Annotated in this window: 17 protein-coding genes and 1 pseudogene; 10 read left to right on the forward strand and 8 right to left on the reverse strand. The window is 69.8% G+C overall.

Features of this window, described 5'->3' with window-relative positions:
• The first annotated feature begins 11 nt into the window (after positions 1 to 11).
• Complete coding sequence (locus ACFXI3_RS20790) at positions 12 to 878, forward strand: helix-turn-helix transcriptional regulator (RefSeq protein WP_378401374.1); 867 nt, start codon at positions 12 to 14, stop codon at positions 876 to 878.
• 74 nt (positions 879 to 952) lie between these two features.
• Entirely contained in the window at positions 953 to 1,804 is an 852-nt protein-coding gene (locus ACFXI3_RS20795; protein ID WP_378401376.1) for an oxidoreductase, read from the forward strand.
• A gap of 70 nt (positions 1,805 to 1,874) precedes the next feature.
• Here ACFXI3_RS20795 and ACFXI3_RS20800 read toward each other — a convergent pair whose 3' ends face one another.
• The 3 genes from ACFXI3_RS20800 to ACFXI3_RS20810 all read right to left on the reverse strand — a co-directional run bounded on the left by ACFXI3_RS20800 (position 1,875) and on the right by ACFXI3_RS20810 (position 5,103).
• On the reverse strand, positions 1,875 to 3,104 hold the full coding sequence (locus ACFXI3_RS20800) for an alpha/beta fold hydrolase (RefSeq protein ID WP_378401378.1): 1,230 nt from the start codon (positions 3,102 to 3,104) through the stop codon (positions 1,875 to 1,877).
• Between the two features lie 469 nt (positions 3,105 to 3,573).
• Positions 3,574 to 3,867, reverse strand: a complete 294-nt coding sequence (locus ACFXI3_RS20805; protein ID WP_344277283.1) for a hypothetical protein — start codon at positions 3,865 to 3,867, stop codon at positions 3,574 to 3,576.
• 618 nt (positions 3,868 to 4,485) lie between these two features.
• A complete protein-coding gene (locus tag ACFXI3_RS20810; RefSeq protein ID WP_378401380.1) occupies positions 4,486 to 5,103 on the reverse strand; it encodes an RraA family protein in 618 nt (205 codons plus the stop codon).
• Positions 5,104 to 5,146: 43 nt separating this feature from the next.
• On the opposite strand from ACFXI3_RS20810, the gene ACFXI3_RS20815 reads away from it, so the two are divergent.
• Positions 5,147 to 5,671, forward strand: coding sequence for a methylated-DNA--[protein]-cysteine S-methyltransferase (locus ACFXI3_RS20815; protein WP_378401382.1), 525 nt, complete (start codon positions 5,147 to 5,149; stop codon positions 5,669 to 5,671).
• 5 nt (positions 5,672 to 5,676) lie between these two features.
• Here the strand turns inward: ACFXI3_RS20815 and ACFXI3_RS20820 are convergent, their stop codons facing one another.
• On the reverse strand, positions 5,677 to 6,471 hold the full coding sequence (locus ACFXI3_RS20820; RefSeq protein WP_378401384.1) for a siderophore-interacting protein: 795 nt from the start codon (positions 6,469 to 6,471) through the stop codon (positions 5,677 to 5,679).
• Positions 6,472 to 7,081: 610 nt separating this feature from the next.
• On the opposite strand from ACFXI3_RS20820, the gene ACFXI3_RS20825 reads away from it, so the two are divergent.
• The 4 genes from ACFXI3_RS20825 to fgd all read left to right on the forward strand — a co-directional run bounded on the left by ACFXI3_RS20825 (position 7,082) and on the right by fgd (position 11,376).
• Positions 7,082 to 8,242, forward strand: a complete 1,161-nt coding sequence (locus ACFXI3_RS20825) for a hypothetical protein (protein WP_378401386.1) — start codon at positions 7,082 to 7,084, stop codon at positions 8,240 to 8,242.
• 94 nt (positions 8,243 to 8,336) lie between these two features.
• Entirely contained in the window at positions 8,337 to 8,711 is a 375-nt protein-coding gene (locus ACFXI3_RS20830; RefSeq protein WP_378401388.1) for a YciI family protein, read from the forward strand.
• A gap of 127 nt (positions 8,712 to 8,838) precedes the next feature.
• Positions 8,839 to 10,266: a glycoside hydrolase family 76 protein gene (locus tag ACFXI3_RS20835; RefSeq protein ID WP_378401390.1), complete on the forward strand. Its 1,428-nt coding sequence runs from the start codon at positions 8,839 to 8,841 to the stop codon at positions 10,264 to 10,266.
• A gap of 105 nt (positions 10,267 to 10,371) precedes the next feature.
• Positions 10,372 to 11,376, forward strand: coding sequence for a glucose-6-phosphate dehydrogenase (coenzyme-F420) (gene fgd / locus ACFXI3_RS20840; RefSeq protein WP_378401392.1), 1,005 nt, complete (start codon positions 10,372 to 10,374; stop codon positions 11,374 to 11,376).
• 49 nt (positions 11,377 to 11,425) lie between these two features.
• Here the strand turns inward: fgd and ACFXI3_RS20845 are convergent, their stop codons facing one another.
• Entirely contained in the window at positions 11,426 to 11,953 is a 528-nt protein-coding gene (locus ACFXI3_RS20845; RefSeq protein WP_378401394.1) for a helix-turn-helix domain-containing protein, read from the reverse strand.
• A 47-nt stretch (positions 11,954 to 12,000) separates the two neighbouring features.
• Between ACFXI3_RS20845 and ACFXI3_RS20850 the strand changes: the two genes are divergently transcribed.
• Positions 12,001 to 13,245: an alpha/beta hydrolase family protein gene (locus ACFXI3_RS20850; RefSeq protein ID WP_378401396.1), complete on the forward strand. Its 1,245-nt coding sequence runs from the start codon at positions 12,001 to 12,003 to the stop codon at positions 13,243 to 13,245.
• A 39-nt stretch (positions 13,246 to 13,284) separates the two neighbouring features.
• On the opposite strand, the gene ACFXI3_RS20855 is transcribed toward ACFXI3_RS20850, so the two are convergent.
• Complete coding sequence (locus ACFXI3_RS20855; protein ID WP_378401398.1) at positions 13,285 to 15,705, reverse strand: SdrD B-like domain-containing protein; 2,421 nt, start codon at positions 15,703 to 15,705, stop codon at positions 13,285 to 13,287.
• Here ACFXI3_RS20855 and ACFXI3_RS20860 point away from each other — a divergent pair.
• On the forward strand, positions 15,695 to 16,663 hold the full coding sequence (locus tag ACFXI3_RS20860; RefSeq protein ID WP_378401400.1) for a hypothetical protein: 969 nt from the start codon (positions 15,695 to 15,697) through the stop codon (positions 16,661 to 16,663). The two genes, ACFXI3_RS20855 and ACFXI3_RS20860, sit on opposite strands and share 11 nt — an antisense overlap.
• Before the next feature lie 129 nt (positions 16,664 to 16,792).
• Here the strand turns inward: ACFXI3_RS20860 and ACFXI3_RS20865 are convergent.
• A pseudogene (locus ACFXI3_RS20865) lies at positions 16,793 to 17,272 on the reverse strand (transposase family protein).
• Positions 17,273 to 17,436: 164 nt separating this feature from the next.
• Here ACFXI3_RS20865 and ACFXI3_RS20870 point away from each other — a divergent pair.
• Entirely contained in the window at positions 17,437 to 17,910 is a 474-nt protein-coding gene (locus ACFXI3_RS20870; protein WP_378401402.1) for a GNAT family N-acetyltransferase, read from the forward strand.
• A 273-nt stretch (positions 17,911 to 18,183) separates the two neighbouring features.
• On the opposite strand, the gene ACFXI3_RS20875 is transcribed toward ACFXI3_RS20870, so the two are convergent.
• The gene (locus tag ACFXI3_RS20875; protein ID WP_378401404.1) at positions 18,184 to 19,500 is read right to left on the reverse strand and encodes a nitrous oxide reductase family maturation protein NosD; all 1,317 of its coding nucleotides are present in this window, start codon (positions 19,498 to 19,500) and stop codon (positions 18,184 to 18,186) included.
• Positions 19,501 to 19,822: the final 322 nt, after the last annotated feature.

Consider the following 19,822-nt stretch of genomic DNA (forward strand, 5'->3'; position numbering starts at 1 on the left):
AGACTCGAGGCATGGGCAAGAACGACTTGGGCGATTTCCTCCGCGCCCGCCGCGCCGGGCTGACGCCGGACGACCTCGGGCTTCCGGCCGAGTCCGGCACCGGACGGCGGGTCGCCGGGCTGCGGCGCGGCGAGGTCGCGCAGCTGGCCGGGGTGAGCACCGAGTACTACACCCGGCTGGAACAAGGCCGTGCCCGGCAGCCGTCTGAGCAGGTGCTGCGCGCCCTCTGCGACGCGCTGCGGTTCGACGACATCGAGCGGCGGCATCTGTTCGCTCTCGCGGGAGCCACGGCCGAGCGGCTGGACCGGGCCGAGCATTCGTCCCGGTTGCGTCCGGCGCTGCGGCAGGTGCTGGACTCGATGGAACTGGCGTCGGCGTTCGTCAGCGACCGGAACCTGACGGTCGTCGGCGGGAATGCGTTGTGGGCCTTGCTGTTTCCCGACGTGGCCGAGCTGCCGCGGCGGGAACGCAGCATGGCGCGCTGGACGCTGCTGGATCCGCGGGCCCGCCTGGTGTGGCTGGACTGGGAACGCGTCGCCCGCGACTACGTGCACGGGTTGCGGCTGGCCGCCGCCGCGCAGCCGCGGAATCAGCACATCGCCAACCTGATCGGCGAGCTCATGATGCGCTCGCCCGAGTTCCCGGCGTGGTGGTCGGAACACCGCGTCCGGGAACGCAGCACCGGTCTCAAACGCCTGCGCCACCCGGTCGCCGGCGACCTGGAACTGCAGTACGAGATCTTCACCGCGGTCGCCGATCCGGGCCAGTCGATGGTCGTCTACAGCGCGCCGGCCGGTTCGCCTTCGCAAGAACGGCTTCGGCTGCTGGCCAGCTGGGGCCGCGAACCCGCGCCTGCCCGGGATTCCGCCGAGTCCTGACCTTCGCTCCTACACCAGGCCCCGCCGCACCCGCGGGGTCCATGCAGTCATGCCCCACGAAAGGACACTTCGCAATGAGCAAGACAATCCTGATCACCGGCGTCAGCACCGGCCTCGGACGCGCCATTGCCCGACGCGCCCTCGCGGCTGGGCACCGCGTCGCGGGCACCGTGCGTACCGAACAGCACGCGGCCGATTTCCGGGCGCTGGACCCGGAACGCGCCCGGGCCTTCGTCCTCGACCTCACCGAGGCGGACCGGATCGAGCCCACCGTGCGGGAGGTGGAAGCGGAACTGGGCCCGATCGACGTACTCGTGGCCAACGCCGGATACGGGCTCGAAGGCACCTTCGAGGAGTCGTCGATGGCCGATCTGCGCCGCCAGTTCGAGGTCAACGTCTTCGGCACGGTCGCGACCATCAAGGCGGTCCTGCCCGGCATGCGCGAACTGCGCGACGGCCAGATCTTCGTCATCACCTCGATGGGCGGGCACACCACGTTCCCCGGCCTCGCGTTCTACGAAGGCAGCAAGCACGCCCTCGAAGGCATCACCGACACCCTCGCCCAGGAAGTCACCCAGTTCGGTGTGCGGGTCACCGCCGTTGCTCCCGGCGCGTTCAAGACCGACTGGGCCGGCCGCTCGCTGGTCCGAGCCCCGCGCGGCATCGCCGACTACGACGCCCTGTTCGACCCGATCCGGACCCGCCGCCAAGCGCTCGCCGGCCAGGGCATCGGCGACCCCGACCGCGCGGGCGACGCCATCCTCAGCCTCCTGGACGAGGAAAACCCGCCCGTGCACCTGCTGCTCGGCTCGGACGCACTGCGCCTCGTCACCGCCGGACGCCAGCGCGTCCAGGACGACTTCGACGCCTGGCAGGACCTCACCTTGTCCACCGACTCCGTCGACGGCGGCGTAACCGTCGCCTGACCCCCGCTGCGCCGTCCGTGAGGGGAACCCTGAGGGACTCTGAGTCCCGCAGGGTTCCCCTCACGGCAGGTCAGACGCGTCCGCGAACAAGGTCGATCAACCGCCCGAGCACGTGATCGCCTCCCGCGCGCACGCCGTTGTGCTCGTACTCGTTGGTGATCCAGGGCCGCAGCGTCGGGATCAGCCGCGCGGTTTCCTCGGAGAACACCCGCTCGACGTACATGTCGTTGGCGTAGATCGCGGCCGCCGCCGGGACCGTGCACTCGCGCAACACGTCGGTGTCGTACAGCCGCGGCCATTCGTGCGCGGCAAGCAGTTCCGCGGTCTCCTTCATCGGCCGGAGGCTGTGGAGGTCGTCGAAGAGCGAGGGGAACACGTGCTCGCCGGTGAACAGCGTCCGGTCGGTGCGGAACTCGTCCGGCAGCACGCGCTCGGCGGACCAGCGGGTGGCGAACCCGTCGGAGTAGGACGACTCGTGGATCACCGAGTACAGCGGATTGCGCGCGCTGAAGGGCAGCGAGCTGGCGACGTCGTGCGCGAAAGCCGGGGACTTCGGGTCGCGCTCGATCAGGTAGTGCAGCGCTTCCTCGCCGCCGCTGGCGCCGAGGACGTAACCGAGCTGCTGGAACAACCGCGCGGTGAGCGGACTGCCGTCGGGCAGGGTCACCGCGCCGTCGTCGAGCCACGGCAGCAACGCCTCTACGCGGGCGCGGTCGCCGGGGTAGCGGAGGTAGTACTGGCGGTTGCGCTCGAGCAAGTTGGCGAATGTCGCCCGGTAAACGTCGTCCGGATGCCGCGCGATCGGCGGCAGCCCGCCGGTGAAGAAGGCCTCGGCCAAGCCTTCGGGATACCGGGAAAGGTAAGCGAGGGTGCAAAACCCGCCGAACGACTGCCCGAGCACGCTCCACTTCTCGACGCCCAGCTGCCGCCGCACGAACTCCGCGTCGCGCACGATCGCGTCGGCACGGAAGTGCGTGAGGTACTCGGCCTGCTCGGCCGGCGTGCCGGTGAGCGTGCCGACCGGCGTGGACCGTCCGGTGCCTCGCTGGTCGAGCATGAGAACCCGGTACTCCCGCAACGCCCGCGGCAACCAGCTGGGCGTCCCGCGCGACGGCCGCGGCGCTTCGTGCCCGGGACCGCCTTGGAGATAAACGAGAAACGGCCGGTCGAGCCCGTCGGGATCAGCGACCTCCCGGGCGAAGACGGTGATCTTCGCGCCTTCCGGGCGGGAATGGTCGAGGGGGACGGAGAACTCGTGCTCGGTGAGCACCAGGCCGGGAACGCGCACGGTGGTTGCCATACGGGCGATTCAACCAGAACGGGCGCGGGGGAGGCCACGGGAATTGGCGGCTCGGGTCCATTGTGGACAGTGATGGGCCGGATTCACGGGGTTCCGCGGCGGTGTTTCCGGGGACCCACGGCTTCGCCAGGTCCCGCGGCGCCCAGCCAGTGAGCGCCGAGGTCGAGCGTCGGCGCGGCTTTCTGGCGGGTCGGCTTGGCGGGTGCGGCGAGGCTTTCTGCCGGGTCGCTTGACGGGTGCCGAGCGGCTTCCCGCTGGGTCGGCTCGACGGGTGCGGAGCGGTTTTCGGCGTCGCCGGGGGAGTCCAGCAGCGGCGGTTCCCGCGGCGGCCGAGGTCGTCAGCGGCGAGAACCAGCACGGGCACGGCAACGTTCGCGACGGCCCGCTCGACTCGGTGTCTCGCCTCGGCTCGCCCGGGCAGCCGTCGATCCCGCCCGGCCCCCGGGCGGAATCCCCCGCCGAGCGGGAGCTATTCCTTCCCCATCGCCCGCCGGATCTCGGCCAGCTTGTCCTTCGCCGCCTCCTTGCGGTCGGCGATCTTCTTGTCCAGCGACTGCAGGTCCTCCGGCCCGCCGATCCCGGCGATCTCCTGCGCGCCGACCGACGTCGTGTACCGCTTCTCGATCCGGTCCCGCACGAAGTCGAACGACGGGGCGCCGTTGTCGCTGTAGTCGGGTTCGGGCAGGGCAGCGGGCGGCGGCCCGGGGGTCTCCACGATCTCCGCGTCGAGCGGCTGCTGCTCGCCGGGCTTGTCCGCGCTCATCGTCTCGCCTCTTCTCGGTTCGTCGGCTCCGCCTTCGACCCTAGCCGACCTCGGCGGGGACGCGCGGATGTTTCGCCGCCGCCGGTCTGCGGTAGCCCATCGGGGAGTGAAAGGAGTCCGCGATGCTTCGCCCCCGCTCGACCGCGCCGCCCGCCCCGCCCGAGCCCGCCCCGCCCGGCCCGGTGGAGCCGGACCCGGTGACACCGGGACCGGACCGTCCGCTGCCCGACCCCGACCCCCTCCCGCCCGACTCGGAACCCGGCCCCGAACTGGCGACAGCGAGTCCTTTGTGGACAGTCCGGCCGGAATAGACCGGACGGAGGGCTCGGCAGCCGAGACCCTCGGCTGATGAAGGGGTCCCCGCCGGGCGGGACGGACGGCGCGGGTCCGCCCGGTTGCCAAGGCGCGGTGGTGACGCCGGTCCGCCCGTCTGCCTAGAAGCCCGCTGACCCCGGTCCGCCCGCCAAGATGCCCGGTTACGCCGGTCGGTCCGCCCGCCAAGGCGCCTGCTGCACTCTCCGGCCCGGACCAGGCCAATCGCCAGCCTCACCGGCGATTGTTTCGCGCAGACCCGCCGAGGCCCGAGCACTCCGGACGCCCCGCCCCGCGACGGTCGCTTCAGCCGCGAAACCCGCCGGCCTCCAGAGCCGCGTCCACCTTCGCCCGGTGCGCCTCCGCCCATTCGTCGAGCGTCTGCGCCTCCTCCTTGGCCAGCTTCGCCCGCGCGTCCACCAGCACCTGCGCCGCGTCAGGTCCGGGCACCACGACCACGCCTTCTTCGTCCGCCACGACGATGTCCCCGGCATGCACCGTCACCCCGCCGCACCGCGCGGGCTCGCCCAGCGGCGTCACCGCGGCCTTCGTGCCGGGAATCGGGATCACGCCGCGCGCGAACACCGGAAAACGAGCCTCGCGAACCTCCGAAAGGTCGCGGATCACGCCGTCCAGGACAAAGCCCGCGATGCCGTGTCGCTGAGCAGTCGCGCAGACGTTCCCGCCGGCCAGCGCGTAGTCGACGTCGCCGGACTCCGCGACGATCACCGCTCCGGCGGGCGCGCGGTGGATGGCCGCGTGCAGCATCAGGTTGTCGCCCGGCGGGCAGCGCACCGGGTACGCGGGCCCGGCGATCCGCGGCACCGGCCCCCACAAGGGGCGCACGCCGTAGTCGAGCACCTGGCCGCGGCCGAGCAGGTCGGCGAGCGTCGTGGTCGGAATGTCGGCGAAACCGTCGTCCATGGACGGCGATGCTCTCACGCGCGACCCGGCCGGATACCGTTCCGTGGCACCGATCACGGAGGAGAAGATGACCTTCCGGCACACCGTCGCCGCGTCCCCGGTCGGCGACCTCACCCTGGTCGCCGACGGCAGCGCGCTGGTCGCCGTCTACTTCGACGGCCACAGCCGGACCCCGCGCTTCCCCGACTTAGGCCCGCGCGCCGACGACGGTTTCGCCGCTGTGACCCAGCAGCTCGACGAATACTTCGCCGGCCAGCGGCAGACTTTCGACCTCGAACTCGACCTGCGCGGATCCGATTTCGAACGCCGCGTGTGGCAGCTGCTGACCCGCATCCCCTACGGCGAGACCCGCACGTACCGCGACCTGGCCGTCGAACTGGGCGAACCCGGCGCGGCTCAGGCGGTCGGCAACGCGAACGGCTGGAATCCGCTGAGCATCGTCGTGCCCTGTCACCGAGTGGTCGGCAGCAGCGGCGGCCTTACCGGTTACGCGGGCGGCGTCGACCGGAAACGGTTCCTGCTGCAGTTGGAGGAGCCGCCCGCCGACGACGCTGGACGGCTGTTCTGACGGCGTCACCCCAGTGCGGCGCGGCCGTGTTTCCAGTACCCCTGGAACGCGATCGCCTGCTTCGGCACCCCGCGCTCCCGCGTGAGAAACCGCCGCGCGCCGGTGGCCAGCCCGCTTTCGCCGGCGACCCACGTGTAGCCCGGCGGATCGGACAGATCGAGCTGGGCTAGGACGTCGAGCGCGAGCCGGCCGGGCAGCCGGTCGTCCTCGCGAACGAGCCATTGGACATCGGCGCCGAGTGGCACGTCGACCGCGTGGATGTCGTCCCGGGCACCGACCTCCAGCAATACCGTGGCCCGCAGGTCCGGTGACGACTCCAGGATCGCCAGCGCCGCCGGAATCGCGCTCTCGTCGGCGAGAAGAAGCTGCCGCACGCCTTCCGGCGGCAGATAAGTGATTCCCTCGTCGAGAATCCCGACCTCGTCGCCCGGCCGCGCGTTCTCCGCGAACCTCGACGCCGGGCCGCCGTCGCCGTGCACCGCGAACTCGATGTCCACTTCGCCGGGCCGCGTCGCGCGGATCGTGTAGTTCCGGACCCACGGCCTGGACGCGCTGCTCATGAGCATGTGCTGCGCGAGCCAGCGATTGCTCGAAGCGGTGGGGAGGCGCAGCTCGCGCTGACCCTCGCGCGGGAAGAACAGCCGGCACCATTGATCGAATCCGAGCGGCGCGAAGTCCTCGAGGTCCTCCCCGCCGACGGTGAGGGTCACGAAATGGGTGGACGTCCGCTCGGCGCGCAGCACGGAGGCCCGGAGCGGCCGTCTGGTGTCGGGCGTGCGGCGCTGGGGGAGGGTCGGCATGGTGGTCCCGATTCAGTTAGGTAAGGCTTACCTCTTGAACAGTAGCCGCCGTCTTGAGGGAACGGCAAGGATGCGCGAACTCGCCTCGAATGCACCTGTCCGTGTGCCTCGTCTCCGGCGGGTACCTCCATCCGGGCCGGTTTGCCGAGCGTTGCTTACGCTCGATGATCACTCTCCGTGTCACTCGTGTGGGTGACGGTTGACCGCTCAATAAACCGACTCGCTGTGACACTCTGTGTAGCACTGTCGGGCGTCCGTCTCTGGCGAACTCGAGTTTCTCCACCTGGCGAATGTGCGGATGAACGTGCATCTTCCCGTGTCAGCGCCGGTTCTTCGCAGTTCGCGGATGTGTCAAGAGGTCTGGACAAGCCGGCGCGGGAGTGTCCGCCGGGTGTCGAATCGGTGACAGCGAAGAGTAGCGAAAACCGTCACTCGAACCGTTGGGCGACGCTGAGGGACCGTTCACCGCGACACTGCCAGTAGAACTGGTCGGTGACGCACCGTCTTCGCCAGGATGAGCCCATCCGGGGCCCGCACCGCACGAACGGCCGGGGTCCGGAGAGCCGTCGGAACCGGTCCGCCGGCCGGAAGAGAAAGGGATGACGACCTCATGACGGTGGTTCCCTGCCTCGCCGACCAGCCGCTCCGAACCGGGCAGCCGCGCCAGACCGGCGAGCCGCCCGAACCGGACAAAGAAGCGGTGCTGGTCCGGGCGCCCCAGCCGCAGCGGCTGGATCGCGAGCGCGAACCGGAGCCAGGTTCGCGACCGCGCGGCGCGGCGAAGCCGGAGAGGTCGACGCGGCCTGCCGACGTGGTCAAGCCGGGCGATGCGAAGGCGGACGCAACTGTTGAGGCTGCGCCGGAAGCAGTCTCAAGCAACGCGGCCACGCCCTCGTCGGCGGAGGCGAACTCAGCCGGCCGCGCCTTGTCCGGCAATGGGGCCGCGACCGACGCGGTCGGAAGCGCTGCGGCGAAAGCCAGCGCAACCGAGCCGACCCGGTCATGTGATGCAGCCGCGGGTGCCGACTCGGCAGGTTCTGCCGATCATGGCGATGCGGTCGCCACCAACTCAGCGGCAACTGAGTCGGCCTGGTCGGGCGATGTGGTCCCGATCGCCGCCGCGGGCGCCGATGCGGCCGCTGCCAGAACGGCCGCAAGCATTGCAACCGAGTCGGTCCGGTCATGCGATGCAACCGCGGGTGCCAACGCAGCAGGTTCCTCCGGTCGAGCCGATTCGGCCGTGACCAACACAGCAGCAAGTGAGCCAGCTCGGTCGGTCGATGCGATCCCGATCGCCGCCGCGAGCACCAACGCAGCAGGTTCCGCCGATCAAACCGACACCACCGCCGCCAACACAGCCGACCCACCCGAACCATCCAGCCCCTCCGACCCCCACCACCCCGATCCCGAGCACCCCAGCCGGGTTCGCGTGGTGGTCGACTGGGATCCCTTCTCCCGTCCGCCCCGCCGGGTCGCCACCCGGGACGAGATGGTCGACTCCGCGCATCGGGTCCTTGCCCGTCGCGAGCACGGCCGCCACCGCAAGCCCGACACTCGCGACCCCTGGACCTCCCGGGCCGCGGATTTCGTCGTCGCCTGGGCGTCCACGCTCCGGATGGCGTTGCTCCTCCTCGCCGGGACCGCGTTCCTCACCGGGCTCGTGCTGATGGACAGCCCGATCGCGGGCGTCGCGATCACGTCGGTGACCCTCGCCGCGGGCGTCGCGGGCTGGGTCGCCCGGCCGCGAAGGTCACCGTCGCATCGCTGCTGAAAGAAAACTCGGCGAGTTGTCGATGTCGCGCTAGTCCGTTCGACGAGGATGTGCCGGCTGGACGAAACCAGCCACAGACCCCGAGGAGCGGGCAATGCGTTTCCTGATGATGCACCGGCTTGACGAGAGCGCCCCCGAGGCCTGGAACCCGAGCCCCGAGTTCATGGCGAAGATGGGCGCCTTCATCCAGGACTGGACCGAGCGCGGCATCCTGATCACCGCCGAGGGCGTGCACCCGTCGGAGAAGGGCGCGATCGTCCGCAAGCCGCGCGGCGCGACCCCGGCCGCGACGGACGGGCCGTTCACCGAGACCAAGGAGGTCATCGGCGGGTTCGCCCTGGTCAACGCCGCGGACCGGGCACAGGCGGTGGAGTACGCGCGGCAGTACGCGGATCTGTTCGACGAGATCGAGGTCGAGGTCCGCCAGGTCGTCGAGTTCGGAGACCTCGAAGGCATGGGCGCGCAGTAGCCCGGCGCGCAAGGCATCCGGCCTATTCGCGCGCCAAGTCTTTGTCATTCGTTGACCCGCACCGCGCTTCGCGGGGATCTTCGTTCTGGGGACAGGGCGGGGATCCGAGGAGGCAGCGGTGCGGGTCATGCTCACAGCGGTCTTGACAACGATGTCGGCGCTGGTGTCGGTCCAGGCGAAACCGGCCGAACCCGCGGCGAATATCGTGGTGTGCAACAAATACTGCGACGATCGTGCCGCCGACCAGGCGTCCAGCGACCGGATCGCGGTCACCGCGCCGCTCGACGACCGCGTCCTCCAGTTGCACTTCGCCGACGGCGACCCGATGGGCTGGGCGGTCGTCGACCACTCGCGCCCGGGCGACCAGGTGTGGCTCGACCGCTCCTTCGACGGCGGCGCGACCTGGGACGGCGGCGCACAGCTGGGCCTGACCACCGCGCCGTCCGGCGTCGGCGGCTGGCGCACCCAGATGTACAACAACGACGACTGGAACAATCGCGGCGTCGGGGCCCTGCGCGCGTGCGGCAGCGCGGTCGACACCGGCCGGATCGCTTGCACGCCTTGGGCTCGCACTCGCTGGAACGCGGGGAACCGTGCGCAAGCGGCGGCGACCGCGTTGATGGCGCTCTACGACAACGGCACCGGCTACTTCCGCAACGGCGGCGGCTGGGGGAGCGCGGTGTCGCTGGCCGCGGTGATCCGCAACGCGTCGGTCAGCCGGATGGCCAGCTACGACTACGCGATGGCTACGACGTACGACAAGAACGTCAACGCGGGCCGCGGCCAGTTCCGCAACGAGTTCTCCGACGACACCGGCTGGTGGGCGATGGCGTGGCTCGACGCCTACGACCGCACCGGCCAGCAGCGCTACCTCGCCACCGCCAAAGCCGACGCCGACCACATGCAGACCTTCTGGACCGGCGACTGCGGCGGCGGCCTCCGGTGGAAAGAAGGCCTGACCTACAAGGCATCCATCTCCAACAGCCTCTACATCCAGGTCAACGCCACCATCGCCGACCGCACCGGCGACGCGACTTACCGGACACGGGCGCAGCAGGGCTGGGATTGGTTCCGCGGCAAGGGGCTCATCGGCTCCGACGGCCTGGTGGTGGACGGCATCGACGGCGCCAGCTGCGCCGCGGTCGGCCAGCGCTACACCTACAACCAGGGAGTATTCGTCTCCGGCCTCACCGCGCTGTCCAAGGTGACCGGCGACCAGGGCCTGATCGGCACCGCCCGTTCGGTCGCCGACTCGACGACGCGCACCGGGTCGTTCTTCACTGGCTCCGACGGCATCGTCCACGACCCCGGCGAGGGCAGCAGCTGCAGCGACGACGGGTCGTACTTCAAAGCCGGACTCGTCCGCGGTCTGTCCGAACTGGACGCCGCGACGCCCGACGCGCCGTACCGGGATTTCCTGGCCAGGCAAGCGGATTCCGCCTACGCCCGCTCGCGAAACGACTTCGACCAGTACTCGCGTTCGTGGTCCTCCGCCGCGGAGAAAGGCCCGGGCTGCCAGGCCGCGGCGCTCGCGCTGATGAACGCGACGTACTAGCCCGGTTAGTGATCGACAGCACACCCGTCTCCGCAAGGCCCATCCGGGTACGGTTGACGGTGCCACGGAATCCTGCGTGGTTCATGCGGACGGGGAAGGGCGATCGTGGAGCTGAAGGTCGGGTACAAGGCGTCGGCGGAACAGTTCGGGCCTCGCGAGCTGGTGGAGTTCGCGGTGCGGGCCGAGGAGCTGGGGCTGGACTCGGTGTGGGTGTCGGACCATTTCCTGCCGTGGCGGCACGAGGGCGGGCACGCGCCGTGGGCGCTGGCGTGGATGCCGGCGGTGGCGGAGCGGACCAGCCGGGTGCTGATCGGGACCAGCGTGCTGACGCCGACATTCCGGTACAACCCGGCGGTGATCGCGCAGGCGTTCGCGACGATGGCATTGCTGTCGAACGACCGCGTGATCCTGGGCGCGGGCACCGGCGAGGCGCTGAACGAGATCGCGGTGTCGGGCCGGGAATGGCCGGAGTTCAAGGAGCGGTTCGCGCGGCTGCGCGAGTCGGTGCGGTTGATGCGCGAGTTGTGGAGCAAGGACAGCGTCGACTTCGAGGGCGACTACTACCAGCTGGTCAACGCGAAGATCTACGACCGGCCGGAGCGTCCGGTGCCGGTGTACATCGCGGCGGGCGGCCCGGTCGTGGCGAAGTACGCGGGCCGCGCGGGCGACGGGATGATCTGCACGTCCGGCAAGGGCATGGAGCTCTACACCGACAAGCTGATGCCGGCGATGGCCGAAGGCGCGGCCGCCGCTGAGCGCGACGCGTCCGGCGTGGACCGGATGATCGAGATCAAGATGTCCTACGACCGGGATCCGGAGAAGGCGCTGGCCAACACCCGGTTCTGGGCTCCGTTGTCGTTGAGCGCGGAGCAGAAGCACACCGTCTCGTCTGCGGAGGAGATGGAGCGGCTGGCCGACGAGCTGCCGATCGAGCAGGTCGCGAAGCGGTGGATCGTCGCCTCCGACCCGGACGAGGCGGTCGCGCAGATCAAGCCGTACCTCGACGCGGGCCTGAACCACCTGGTCTTCCACGGCCCCGGCCACGACCAGGAGCGCTACCTGTCGCAGTTCGCCGAGGACGTGCTGCCGCGGCTGCGCGCGCTGGCCTGATCTCTGGTGCCGCTGAAACCCCCGTCCGGCCTCGCGCCGGGCGGGGGTTTCAGTCTTCGCTGGGGAAGAGGATCGGGCTGAGCAGGTAGCGCCTGCGCCCTGGGGCGGGCTCGTTGCCGAGCATGGGCGCGATGGCTTTCCGCATCCCGTCGATCATCGCGAGCAGTTCGTCGCGGTCCAGCCAGACGGCGTGCTGCCGGTAGCCGACGAGATCCTCGACCGGATTCGCCTGGTCCCGGCTGAGGTAAGCGTCGAACTCGGCGACCAGCGCGGCAGTGGCGGCCGCGAATCCGCGCCGGTGGTCGTCCGGGGTCAGTTCGGCGATCGCGTCTTGGCCGATCGAAGCGTTTTCCTTGCGCAGCCGGTAGGTGCGCTCGACCGCGCCGCGCACGCGTTGCTCGTCGGCCACCTCGAGGATGCCGCCGTCGGCGAGGAGGTCGACGTGCCGGTAGACCGTCGCCTTCGAGACGTCCGGGAGCAGCGCGCCCAGTTGCGCCGTGGTGAGCGTCCGGTCGCCGCGCAGCGCGTGCACGATCCGCAGCCGTACTGGATGTCCTAGCAGAGTCAACACGTCCACTCCCAAATGTTCTCACACAGTGTTACCATTCGCATAACATGAGAATGATGGGGGTCGGGATGAATGCGAGCGGGGTGGCGACAGCTGTCGTCGAGCAGGCACGAGACGGGCGGTTCGGGGAGATCGCGACCCGGTTCTCGCCGGAGTTGCGGGCGGCGGTGTCCGCTGCGGCGCTGGAAGCCGGGTGGGCCGCGCAGATCGGCGAGCACGGTCCGGTGACCGCGCTGGGCGAACCGGTTGCCGAGCCCGCGGGGCCTGGGCTCACGCGGGTTCAGGTGCCGGTCGTCTGCTCCCGGGGCGCGTTTCTCGTGGTGATGTCGGTTGATGCGACGGGAACCGTTGCCGGGCTTCGGCTTGCTGCCGCCACGGGGTGGACCAAACCGTCCTATGTGGATGAAACGATGTTCGGTGAACGGGACGTCGTTCTTTCCGCGGAGCCGCATTCGGTGCCGGGAACGCTGACCGTGCCGCGAGGAGAGGGGCCGTGGCCCGGCGTGGTGTTGCTCAGCGGCGGCGGGATCTTCGACCGCGACGAGACGGCCGGGCCGAACAAGCCGCTCAAGGATCTCGCGTGGGGCTTGGCTTCCCGGGGTGTGGCGGTGCTGCGCTTCGACAAGGTGACGCACGCCCATCCCGAGCTCGCGACCGCGCCCGGCTTCACGATGTCCGCGGAATACGTGCCGTATGCCGCCGCGGCCGTCCGGCTTTTGCAGTCGCAGGACAACGTTGATGCTGCGCGGGTCTTCGTGGCCGGGCACAGCATGGGCGGGAAGGTCGCGCCGCTGGTGGCGATCGCCGAGCCGTCGGTCGCGGGGCTGGTTCTTCTGGCTGCCGATGCCGAGCCGATGCAGGAGGCCGCTGTTCGGGTGGTCCGGTATCTGGCTGCTGTGGACGCCAAGGTCGAGGCGCTCGTGGAGCCGATCACCCGGCAGGCCGCGGCGGTCGCTGATCCGGCGTTGTCGCCGTCGGCGCCGGGGGACGGGTTGTTGTTCGGCTATCCCGGGTCGTACTGGCTGGAACTGCGCGAGTACGACCCGGTCGCGACCGCCGCATCGCTGGCGGTGCCGATGTTTCTCCTGCAGGGCGGCCGGGATTATCAGGTCACCGTCGAGGACGACCTGTCCCGATGGCGGAACGGACTGGCCGGACCGGCGGTCGACTTTCGTGTCTATCCGGCGGACGACCACGAGTTCTTTCCCGGCGCCGGTCCGTCCACACCGGACAGTTACCAGCGGCCGCAGCACGTCGACCCGGCGGTGGTGGCCGATCTCGCGGAGTGGCTGACGCGGTGATCGAGGCCCGCCTGTCGCGGACCTCGATCACCGCGGCGGTCACTGCCGCCTGAACCGCCTTCTCCGGCTCGCCACCAGGAAGGCCGTGCCTCCGGCGAGGAGGGCGCCGCCGAGGATCAGCAGCAGCGGCAGCAGCGGAATCCCGGTGGAGGCAAGGGAATCGGTGTCCGTCGCGCCCGAAGCGGGCGGATGGGCCGCCGGAGGAGCCGGGTTCGGGCCGGTCGCCGGGGGAGCGGACGACGGGGGCGGGCCGGGCGGCGCAGGCAGGTAGACGCCGGCGTCGATGGTGTGGTCGACCCCGCCCGCCTGGGCGGGAGCGGTCACCGGCGCGTAGCCGTTGCAAAGCCGTCCGGTCTTGGGCGGCACGACGTTCGAATCGTGCGCCCGGTCCGGACCGGCAGTGGGGAGCGTGAACCGCAGGTCGGTCGCGGGCGGCGTCCCGGGCACGTTGTCCGTGGCCGCGGTGCAGACGTCGAACTGCACGGTGTACTTCTCGCCCGGCTTCAGCTGGTACTCCGCGCCGACGCCGCCGAAGTAGTACTCGCCCGCCTTGTCGGTCTGCGTGGTGGCGACCTTCTTGCCGTCGACGTCGAGCAGGTTGACCGTCGCCTTGGCGAGCGGGACCTCGTCCGTGCGGTTCGGGTCCTGGACGCCGTTGTGGTCGCCGTCGAACCAGACGAGGTTGCCGATCTGGATCGGCGCGTTCGCCGCCTGGTAGGCGATGTCGCCGAGCCCGCCCGCCTTGCCGAAGCTGTTCGCCGGGCCGACGAACGCGTACCCGTGCTTCGGATTGTCCTGCCCCGGCCCGATGCCGGTGTCGACGTCGTAGTAGCCGACGCCGTCGGAGCTGACGTACTGCGCGGGGTCGAGCTGGGTGCTGATCACCCACTGCTGCTGCGGAATGTAGGCGACCGAACCTTGCGCGGCCTCCTGGTGCAGGCCGTTGCCGGAGCGGTTGGGGTCGTAGAAGTCGCCGTGGAAGTATTCGACCGTGCCCGCCGGTTCGTGGCCGTTCGTCGCGGGCGTGCCGTGGTTCGGGCAGGCCCCGGTGCCCTCCCAGTCGTATCCGCCGCCGGGCGCCGCGCACGCCATGGTGATGTCGCCGCCGGACATGCCGGTCGCGACCCCGTTGTGGCCGGGCCGAGGGTCGATGCCGGAGCCGAAGACGTCCATGAACCGGTCGCGGAAGCCGAGGATCATCGAGCCGTCGCGGGCGAACGCCAGGCTCGCCAGCTCCGGCTGCGGGTTGATCCCGGGCCCGTGCTTGATGAACTTGTCCCACGAGGCGAACGAGGTGTCCCACGGGTTCCAGTGGTCCATGTCCTCGTCCTGGAAGCCCGCGATGACGTTGCCGCGGAGATAGTCGAGGCGGTGCTCGACCACCGGCGTGAACTTCGTGCCGTCGTAGGTGTAGACCACGGCCTTCAGGTCTTCGCGCCGCTTGGTGCTTTCCGCCGAGCAGACGCCGCCGACGTACAGTTTCGCGTCGTGCGCCGCGACCGCGAACGGCCGCCAATCGTCCGGGCTCGCGCATTCCGGCATCGGGATCGGCGTCTGCTTTTCGATCTTCGCGGTGTCTCCGGTCGCGTCGAAACTGAGCAGGTTCCGGGTCACGAGGCTTATCGCGTACAGCGTCTTGCCGTCCTCAGCGAGCGCGATCCCCCCGAGGCTTTCCTTTCCTGGCACGTCCACGAAATGCTCGTCCTTGCGCATGTCCACTGCGCCGTGGGCGGTGATCTCGGCGGCAGGCACCTTCGCGAACAGTTTGGGCGCGCCGCCGCCCAGGGGCGTCGTGTAAATCGCGCCGCCGCCTTCGGGACCGTAGGTGGTGAAGCGTTTCGCGAACGCCGACTGGAAAATGCGGCCGCGGTATTTGTCGTACGCCAAGCCCCACGTCGTGCCGACCTGGGCTTGCGTGTTCAGCACAGTCGGGCAGGCCGAATCGGTCGGGCAGGTGCCGCGGAGATTGCGGTCGAAGGCGACCAGCGCGCGGCTGTTCGGATCGGGTGCGGTGCCGTCGCTGTTCACCGCCGGGCTTTGCACCGGCACGTAATAGCGGGCGTCGGGAAGCGTGTGGTCGGCCGGGTTCCAGACGCCGGTGATCACTGAAACGTCCTTGGCCTCGCGCAGATCGACGAACGTCGTGAAACTGTCGAAGTGGTTTTTCTCCGTGGACGCGGGCGCGGCTTGCAGATACGCGCGATACGGCTCCGGAACCGAAACGTCGACGCGGTACCGCCCGCCGGCGAGCGGCGCGGCCGGGTCCACCACGACCTTGCCCGCCGCGTCCGTGCGCCCGCGCACCTGATGCCCGGCGGGGTCGGTGACCAGCACCGACATGCCCGGTTGCGGGGTGTCCATGGTGGCGTTGACGATGCCGGTGCCGAAGAAATCGCGGAGCACTTGGACGGTCAATGTGCCGTCCTGCGCGGCCCCCGCGGTGCCGGAGGTGACCGTCATCGCGCTGCCGCCCAGTATCAGGGCAGCGGCGGCCACTCGCGCCAGCCGGAATCTGCCACTGGGTCTTCTGCCACCTCGGTTCATGACTGCGGGATCTCCGTTCTCTGCGCGGAATAGTCGCGCGGCGTGCCGCAAAGTGCGTAACAGTGAACCAGAAAACGACCTTTCCGGGTACGGCAGCGGGATAAACGGACCGGGTGAATCGAAATCCCTGCTACGGTCACTCGCTGTGCTTGCCCAACGGATCGCGCGCCGCTGGATCGTCGTCGCTTTCGCGGTGACGGTCGCGGTGATCGCTGGAATATTCTCGTATGTCGCCGCCAGTTCCCCCGATTCCGGCCCGAGAGCGGTCACCGCGGACGAGGCGAGCCGGCTCGCGATCGCGCGATTCCGCAATTACCAGAAACAAGGCCGCGCGGTGACGATCAGTGTCCCCGGCGCGGCTGGAGAACTCGTGATCACCGGTTCGGCCGATTACCGCGCCAAGAGCGGTTACGGAGTGCTGAAAGGCAAGGGGCGCAATGACTCCGGCAATGGTCTGATCCGGTGGACCGCCACCCGCGTCGAACTCCGCCAGCTGCCCGTGGTCCCCGATCTGCCCCCGGCAAACCCGCCCGTCGACGGCTGGGTCGGCCGTCCGCTCAATCCGGAAGCGGGCACGTTGGACCGGGCGCTGGCCATTCTTCTCGGGCTCGGCAGCGACCGCCCGGACAACGCGCAATTGCTGCCGCAGAACGGCGCCGAACGGGTAGCGGCCGATCAGGTGAACGGCCACGCCGTCGACGTCTTCACCGGCCCGGATTCCCGGGAACGGCCGGGCAGCGCGGAATCCGTCCGGTACTGGCTCGACGCGGACGGGGTGATGTACCGGGTGCGGACTTCGGTCCCGGGGGAAAGGAATCCGGTGGTTATTGATTTCGACACGCATGAATTCATTGCGGTGCCGTCTGGTCGCTGACATTTCCTCAGGAAGCGGCTAGTGAGACCCGATCTGTCGGCGGGGGTGCGGTGGTGAGCGACCGGTCGGCGGCAGCGCGATCGGCGCCTAAGAGTTTTCTCGTAACTCTTGGTGTGGTTGGTGTTGCGGTCAGTCGGTAAGGAGGATGTTGTGCGAGTGCGCGATGCCGGACGCGGTGTCGGCGAGCGTGCTTCCCGCGCGGTGGCAGTCGCGGAGGATCGTGAAGTTCTGCATCCGGGCCAGGTCGTGCTCGATGCGAGCGCGGATCGTGCGGTGAGTCGCGTTGAGTTCCTCCCCGATCGCGACCGCATCCACCCGTCGCTTCCGGACCGGGGCCAGCGCCGGCAGCGGCCGGATCGTGTCGATCACCCTATGCGCCGCCGAATGCGACACCCTGAACAACGGCCCGATCTGACGCGTCGTCAGGTTCGTCCGCCACTAGGTCGCCGGCATCCGGTCTGTCAGCGGCAACGCTCACTGCCGGCCCGGCCGTCCGCCGGCGATGTCGTCTCCGCCGCGCGTCGCGAGCGGCCGTGCCAGCTTGCGGAACTGGCCCGGCTCCAGCCCGGTGAACGGGGCACTCCGCTCCGGCCGAGACGCCGTGATCACTGCACCACGCCACCGTGATCGACTATCGGGTCGGTCAGCGGCCCCCACGGGGTCAAGAGAGCGGTCCCGGGCCTGATCGCGGTCCGGAACGGCTTGAACTACGCCCAGGACGACGGCGCGGCGACGATCTCCCAGCACGGCCGCCGAAGGTTACTCTGGTCGCCGTGGTCGTGTGCCTGCGCGAGATCGTCGACGAAAACCGTGACGCGGTGCTCGCGTTACGGTTGCCGCCGGAGCAGGAGCGGTTCGTCGGGTCGGTGCGCCGGGCATTGGCCGACGCGGCGAAGTTCCCCGAGGCGAAGGGCTGGTACCGGGCGATCTACGCCCGCGACGAGCCGGTCGGGTTCGTCATGGTGAGCTGGAACATCGAGCCGAGACCGCCGGACCTGATCGGGCCGTGGTTCCTTTGGAAGCTCCTGATCGACCACCGCTGCCAGGGCCGCGGCTACGGCGCTCAAGCCGTGCGCCAGGTCATGGCCGTCGTCCGGGACGCGGGCGCGACGGAACTGCTGACCAGCCATGCCCTCGGCGACGGCAACCCGGGCGGCTTCTACGAACGGCTCGGCTTCGAGCCCACCGGCGAGTACGACGGCAACGGCGAACCCGTGCTCCGCGTCTCCCTCGGCACGGCGCGCTGAAGCCGAAATGCACTTGAAACAGCTGACCGATCTGCGTGGTGTGGCGCGCCGCGCCGGCGGACGTCCACGGGCGATTCTGTTCGGCTGAGGATGTCGCCCGGGTCGTGGCACCGAGGCTGACCGAGTTTGTCGCCTGCCCATTGCCGAGGGATGTGGGAGGCACTCGGGGAGCACGCTCGCCGTCACGGCGTCCGGCATCGCGCATCTGCGCAACATCCCCCTCGCCAACTGACCACAACCCCATCGACAACACCACGAATTGCGAGACAGCCCTTAGGCGGCTGCCACCGAAGCCCGGTCCGTCAGCAACGACGCGCCGGGCACCTGGATTTTCGCGACGTCCGGAAACTCCGGCACGGCCGGGACAACCGTGGGACCCGCCGTGCTTGCGGCTGGAAATTGCGGCTGCAGCGGCGGTGCCGCGACCTCGGTGAACGGAATGCCCGCGGGCGGTTTCGCCCTGGTCCAGCTGCCCGACGGGGAGTCCGCCGCCGCGGGACAGGCGGCGCTCGCTGCCAACCCCTCCGGAATCGTGTGCAGCGCCCCGGAATCAACACAGTTTCCGCTGCCCTTGGTCGCGCCGGGGAATGTCCAGCCGACGTCGAGGCCGTTCATCGCGAAGACGTCGCCGAGGATCTGGTTGCCCTTCGGCGGCACGTCCTGGGTCGCGGTGAGCACGAGCCCGGCGTTCGGATTCCCGGCGATCCGGTTGCGCAGCACCTGGTTTGCGCTGCCGCCGTCGATGCCGATCCCGATGCCCCAGCCGCCGTCGGCCTGCTCCGGCGTCGCCGCCTGCCCGTTGGCGGCCACCAGATTCCCGGCGAGCACGGAATCCTGCTGCGGCAGCAGCTTCTCCTGGTGGTCGGAGTTGGCGGTCAGCCCGACCCGGTTCCCGCTGAACCGATTGCCGACGACGTACATCTCGCCGCTCGCGTTCGTGCCCTCGTAGCCGACCGCGTTGAGCTCCGCGACGTTGTCCCGCACGACCGTCCGGCACGGTTTGCACTGGCCGACATAGATTCCGGAATCAGCGCCGCCGGACGTGTAAGACTGCTCGATCACCCCGTTCTGTGCGGAAAACGCATAGATTCCGTAGAGGCCGTTGCGCGTGGCGGTGACGTGCGAGACCAGGAACGAGCTGAGGAAACTGATCGGCTCGTCGCCGGTGTCGTACCCGCCGCCGTGCCCCGGCAGCCCGACGGCGGCCTTGACCGAACCCGTGACGAGGACGCCGTTCTGCGTGTGATTCCGGACGGTCAGATTCTCCACCGCGACGCCCGGCGCGGACACGACGATGCCGTTGTCCCGCTTCAGTTGCCCGTCGACCACCACCTGCTCCCGCACTTCGCCGCGCAGCGTCACCTTCGGCGTCGTGATCTTCACCGTTTCGTGGTACTCGCCCGGCGCGACGAGCACGAGATCTCCGGACTGTGCCAGGGAAACGGCGGCGGAGATAGTGGGCGCGTCGGCGGGAACGCGGATCGTCACGCCCGCTCCTTCCGGCCGATGTCCCTCGGCGGAGGAAGAACCGCACCCGCTGACCAACGCCGCGGAAAGCCCCAGGATCGCCACCATGGCGGGAAAACGCATTCGCTCAGTCTGGCACGAGAGCCGGATTCCGTTGGGGTGATTGTCGGCCGGGACGGCGATCGTGCGCTTGGTTGGTCGCCGGGCTGCCGGTTCGGTCTTGGCCTCGGGGTCGGTCCGAGCGGGTTCTTGAGGCGCTGCCCCGCTGGATTCGCGCTGGGATGCTGTGGCCTGGTAGGTCGTGCCGTGAGCCCGGGGGCGCGGGTTCTTGAGGCGCTGCCCTGCCGGGTTCGCGCTGGGATGCTGTGGCCTGGTAGGTCGTGCCGTGAGCCCGGGGGCGCGGGTTCTTGAGGCGCTGCCCTGCCGGGTTCGCGCTGGGATGCTG

Origin of the sequence: Amycolatopsis sp. NPDC059235, from assembly GCF_042754125.1 — a bacterium.
GTDB lineage: Bacteria > Actinomycetota > Actinomycetes > Mycobacteriales > Pseudonocardiaceae > Amycolatopsis > Amycolatopsis albidoflava.

Bases quoted from the DNA above. Each gene is read 5' to 3' on its own strand.
- ACFXI3_RS20790 (WP_378401374.1), top strand. From the start codon at position 12: ATGGGCAAGAACGACTTGGGCGATTTCCTCCGCGCCCGCCGCGCCGGG.
- ACFXI3_RS20795 (WP_378401376.1), top strand. From the start codon at position 953: ATGAGCAAGACAATCCTGATCACCGGCGTCAGCACCGGCCTCGGACGC.
- ACFXI3_RS20800 (WP_378401378.1), bottom strand. From the start codon at position 3,104: ATGGCAACCACCGTGCGCGTTCCCGGCCTGGTGCTCACCGAGCACGAG.
- ACFXI3_RS20805 (WP_344277283.1), bottom strand. From the start codon at position 3,867: ATGAGCGCGGACAAGCCCGGCGAGCAGCAGCCGCTCGACGCGGAGATC.
- ACFXI3_RS20810 (WP_378401380.1), bottom strand. From the start codon at position 5,103: ATGGACGACGGTTTCGCCGACATTCCGACCACGACGCTCGCCGACCTG.
- ACFXI3_RS20820 (WP_378401384.1), bottom strand. From the start codon at position 6,471: ATGCCGACCCTCCCCCAGCGCCGCACGCCCGACACCAGACGGCCGCTC.
- ACFXI3_RS20825 (WP_378401386.1), top strand. From the start codon at position 7,082: ATGACGGTGGTTCCCTGCCTCGCCGACCAGCCGCTCCGAACCGGGCAG.
- ACFXI3_RS20830 (WP_378401388.1), top strand. From the start codon at position 8,337: ATGCGTTTCCTGATGATGCACCGGCTTGACGAGAGCGCCCCCGAGGCC.
- ACFXI3_RS20835 (WP_378401390.1), top strand. From the start codon at position 8,839: ATGCTCACAGCGGTCTTGACAACGATGTCGGCGCTGGTGTCGGTCCAG.
- ACFXI3_RS20850 (WP_378401396.1), top strand. From the start codon at position 12,001: ATGGGGGTCGGGATGAATGCGAGCGGGGTGGCGACAGCTGTCGTCGAG.
- ACFXI3_RS20855 (WP_378401398.1), bottom strand. From the start codon at position 15,705: ATGACGGTCACCTCCGGCACCGCGGGGGCCGCGCAGGACGGCACATTG.
- ACFXI3_RS20875 (WP_378401404.1), bottom strand. From the start codon at position 19,500: ATGCGTTTTCCCGCCATGGTGGCGATCCTGGGGCTTTCCGCGGCGTTG.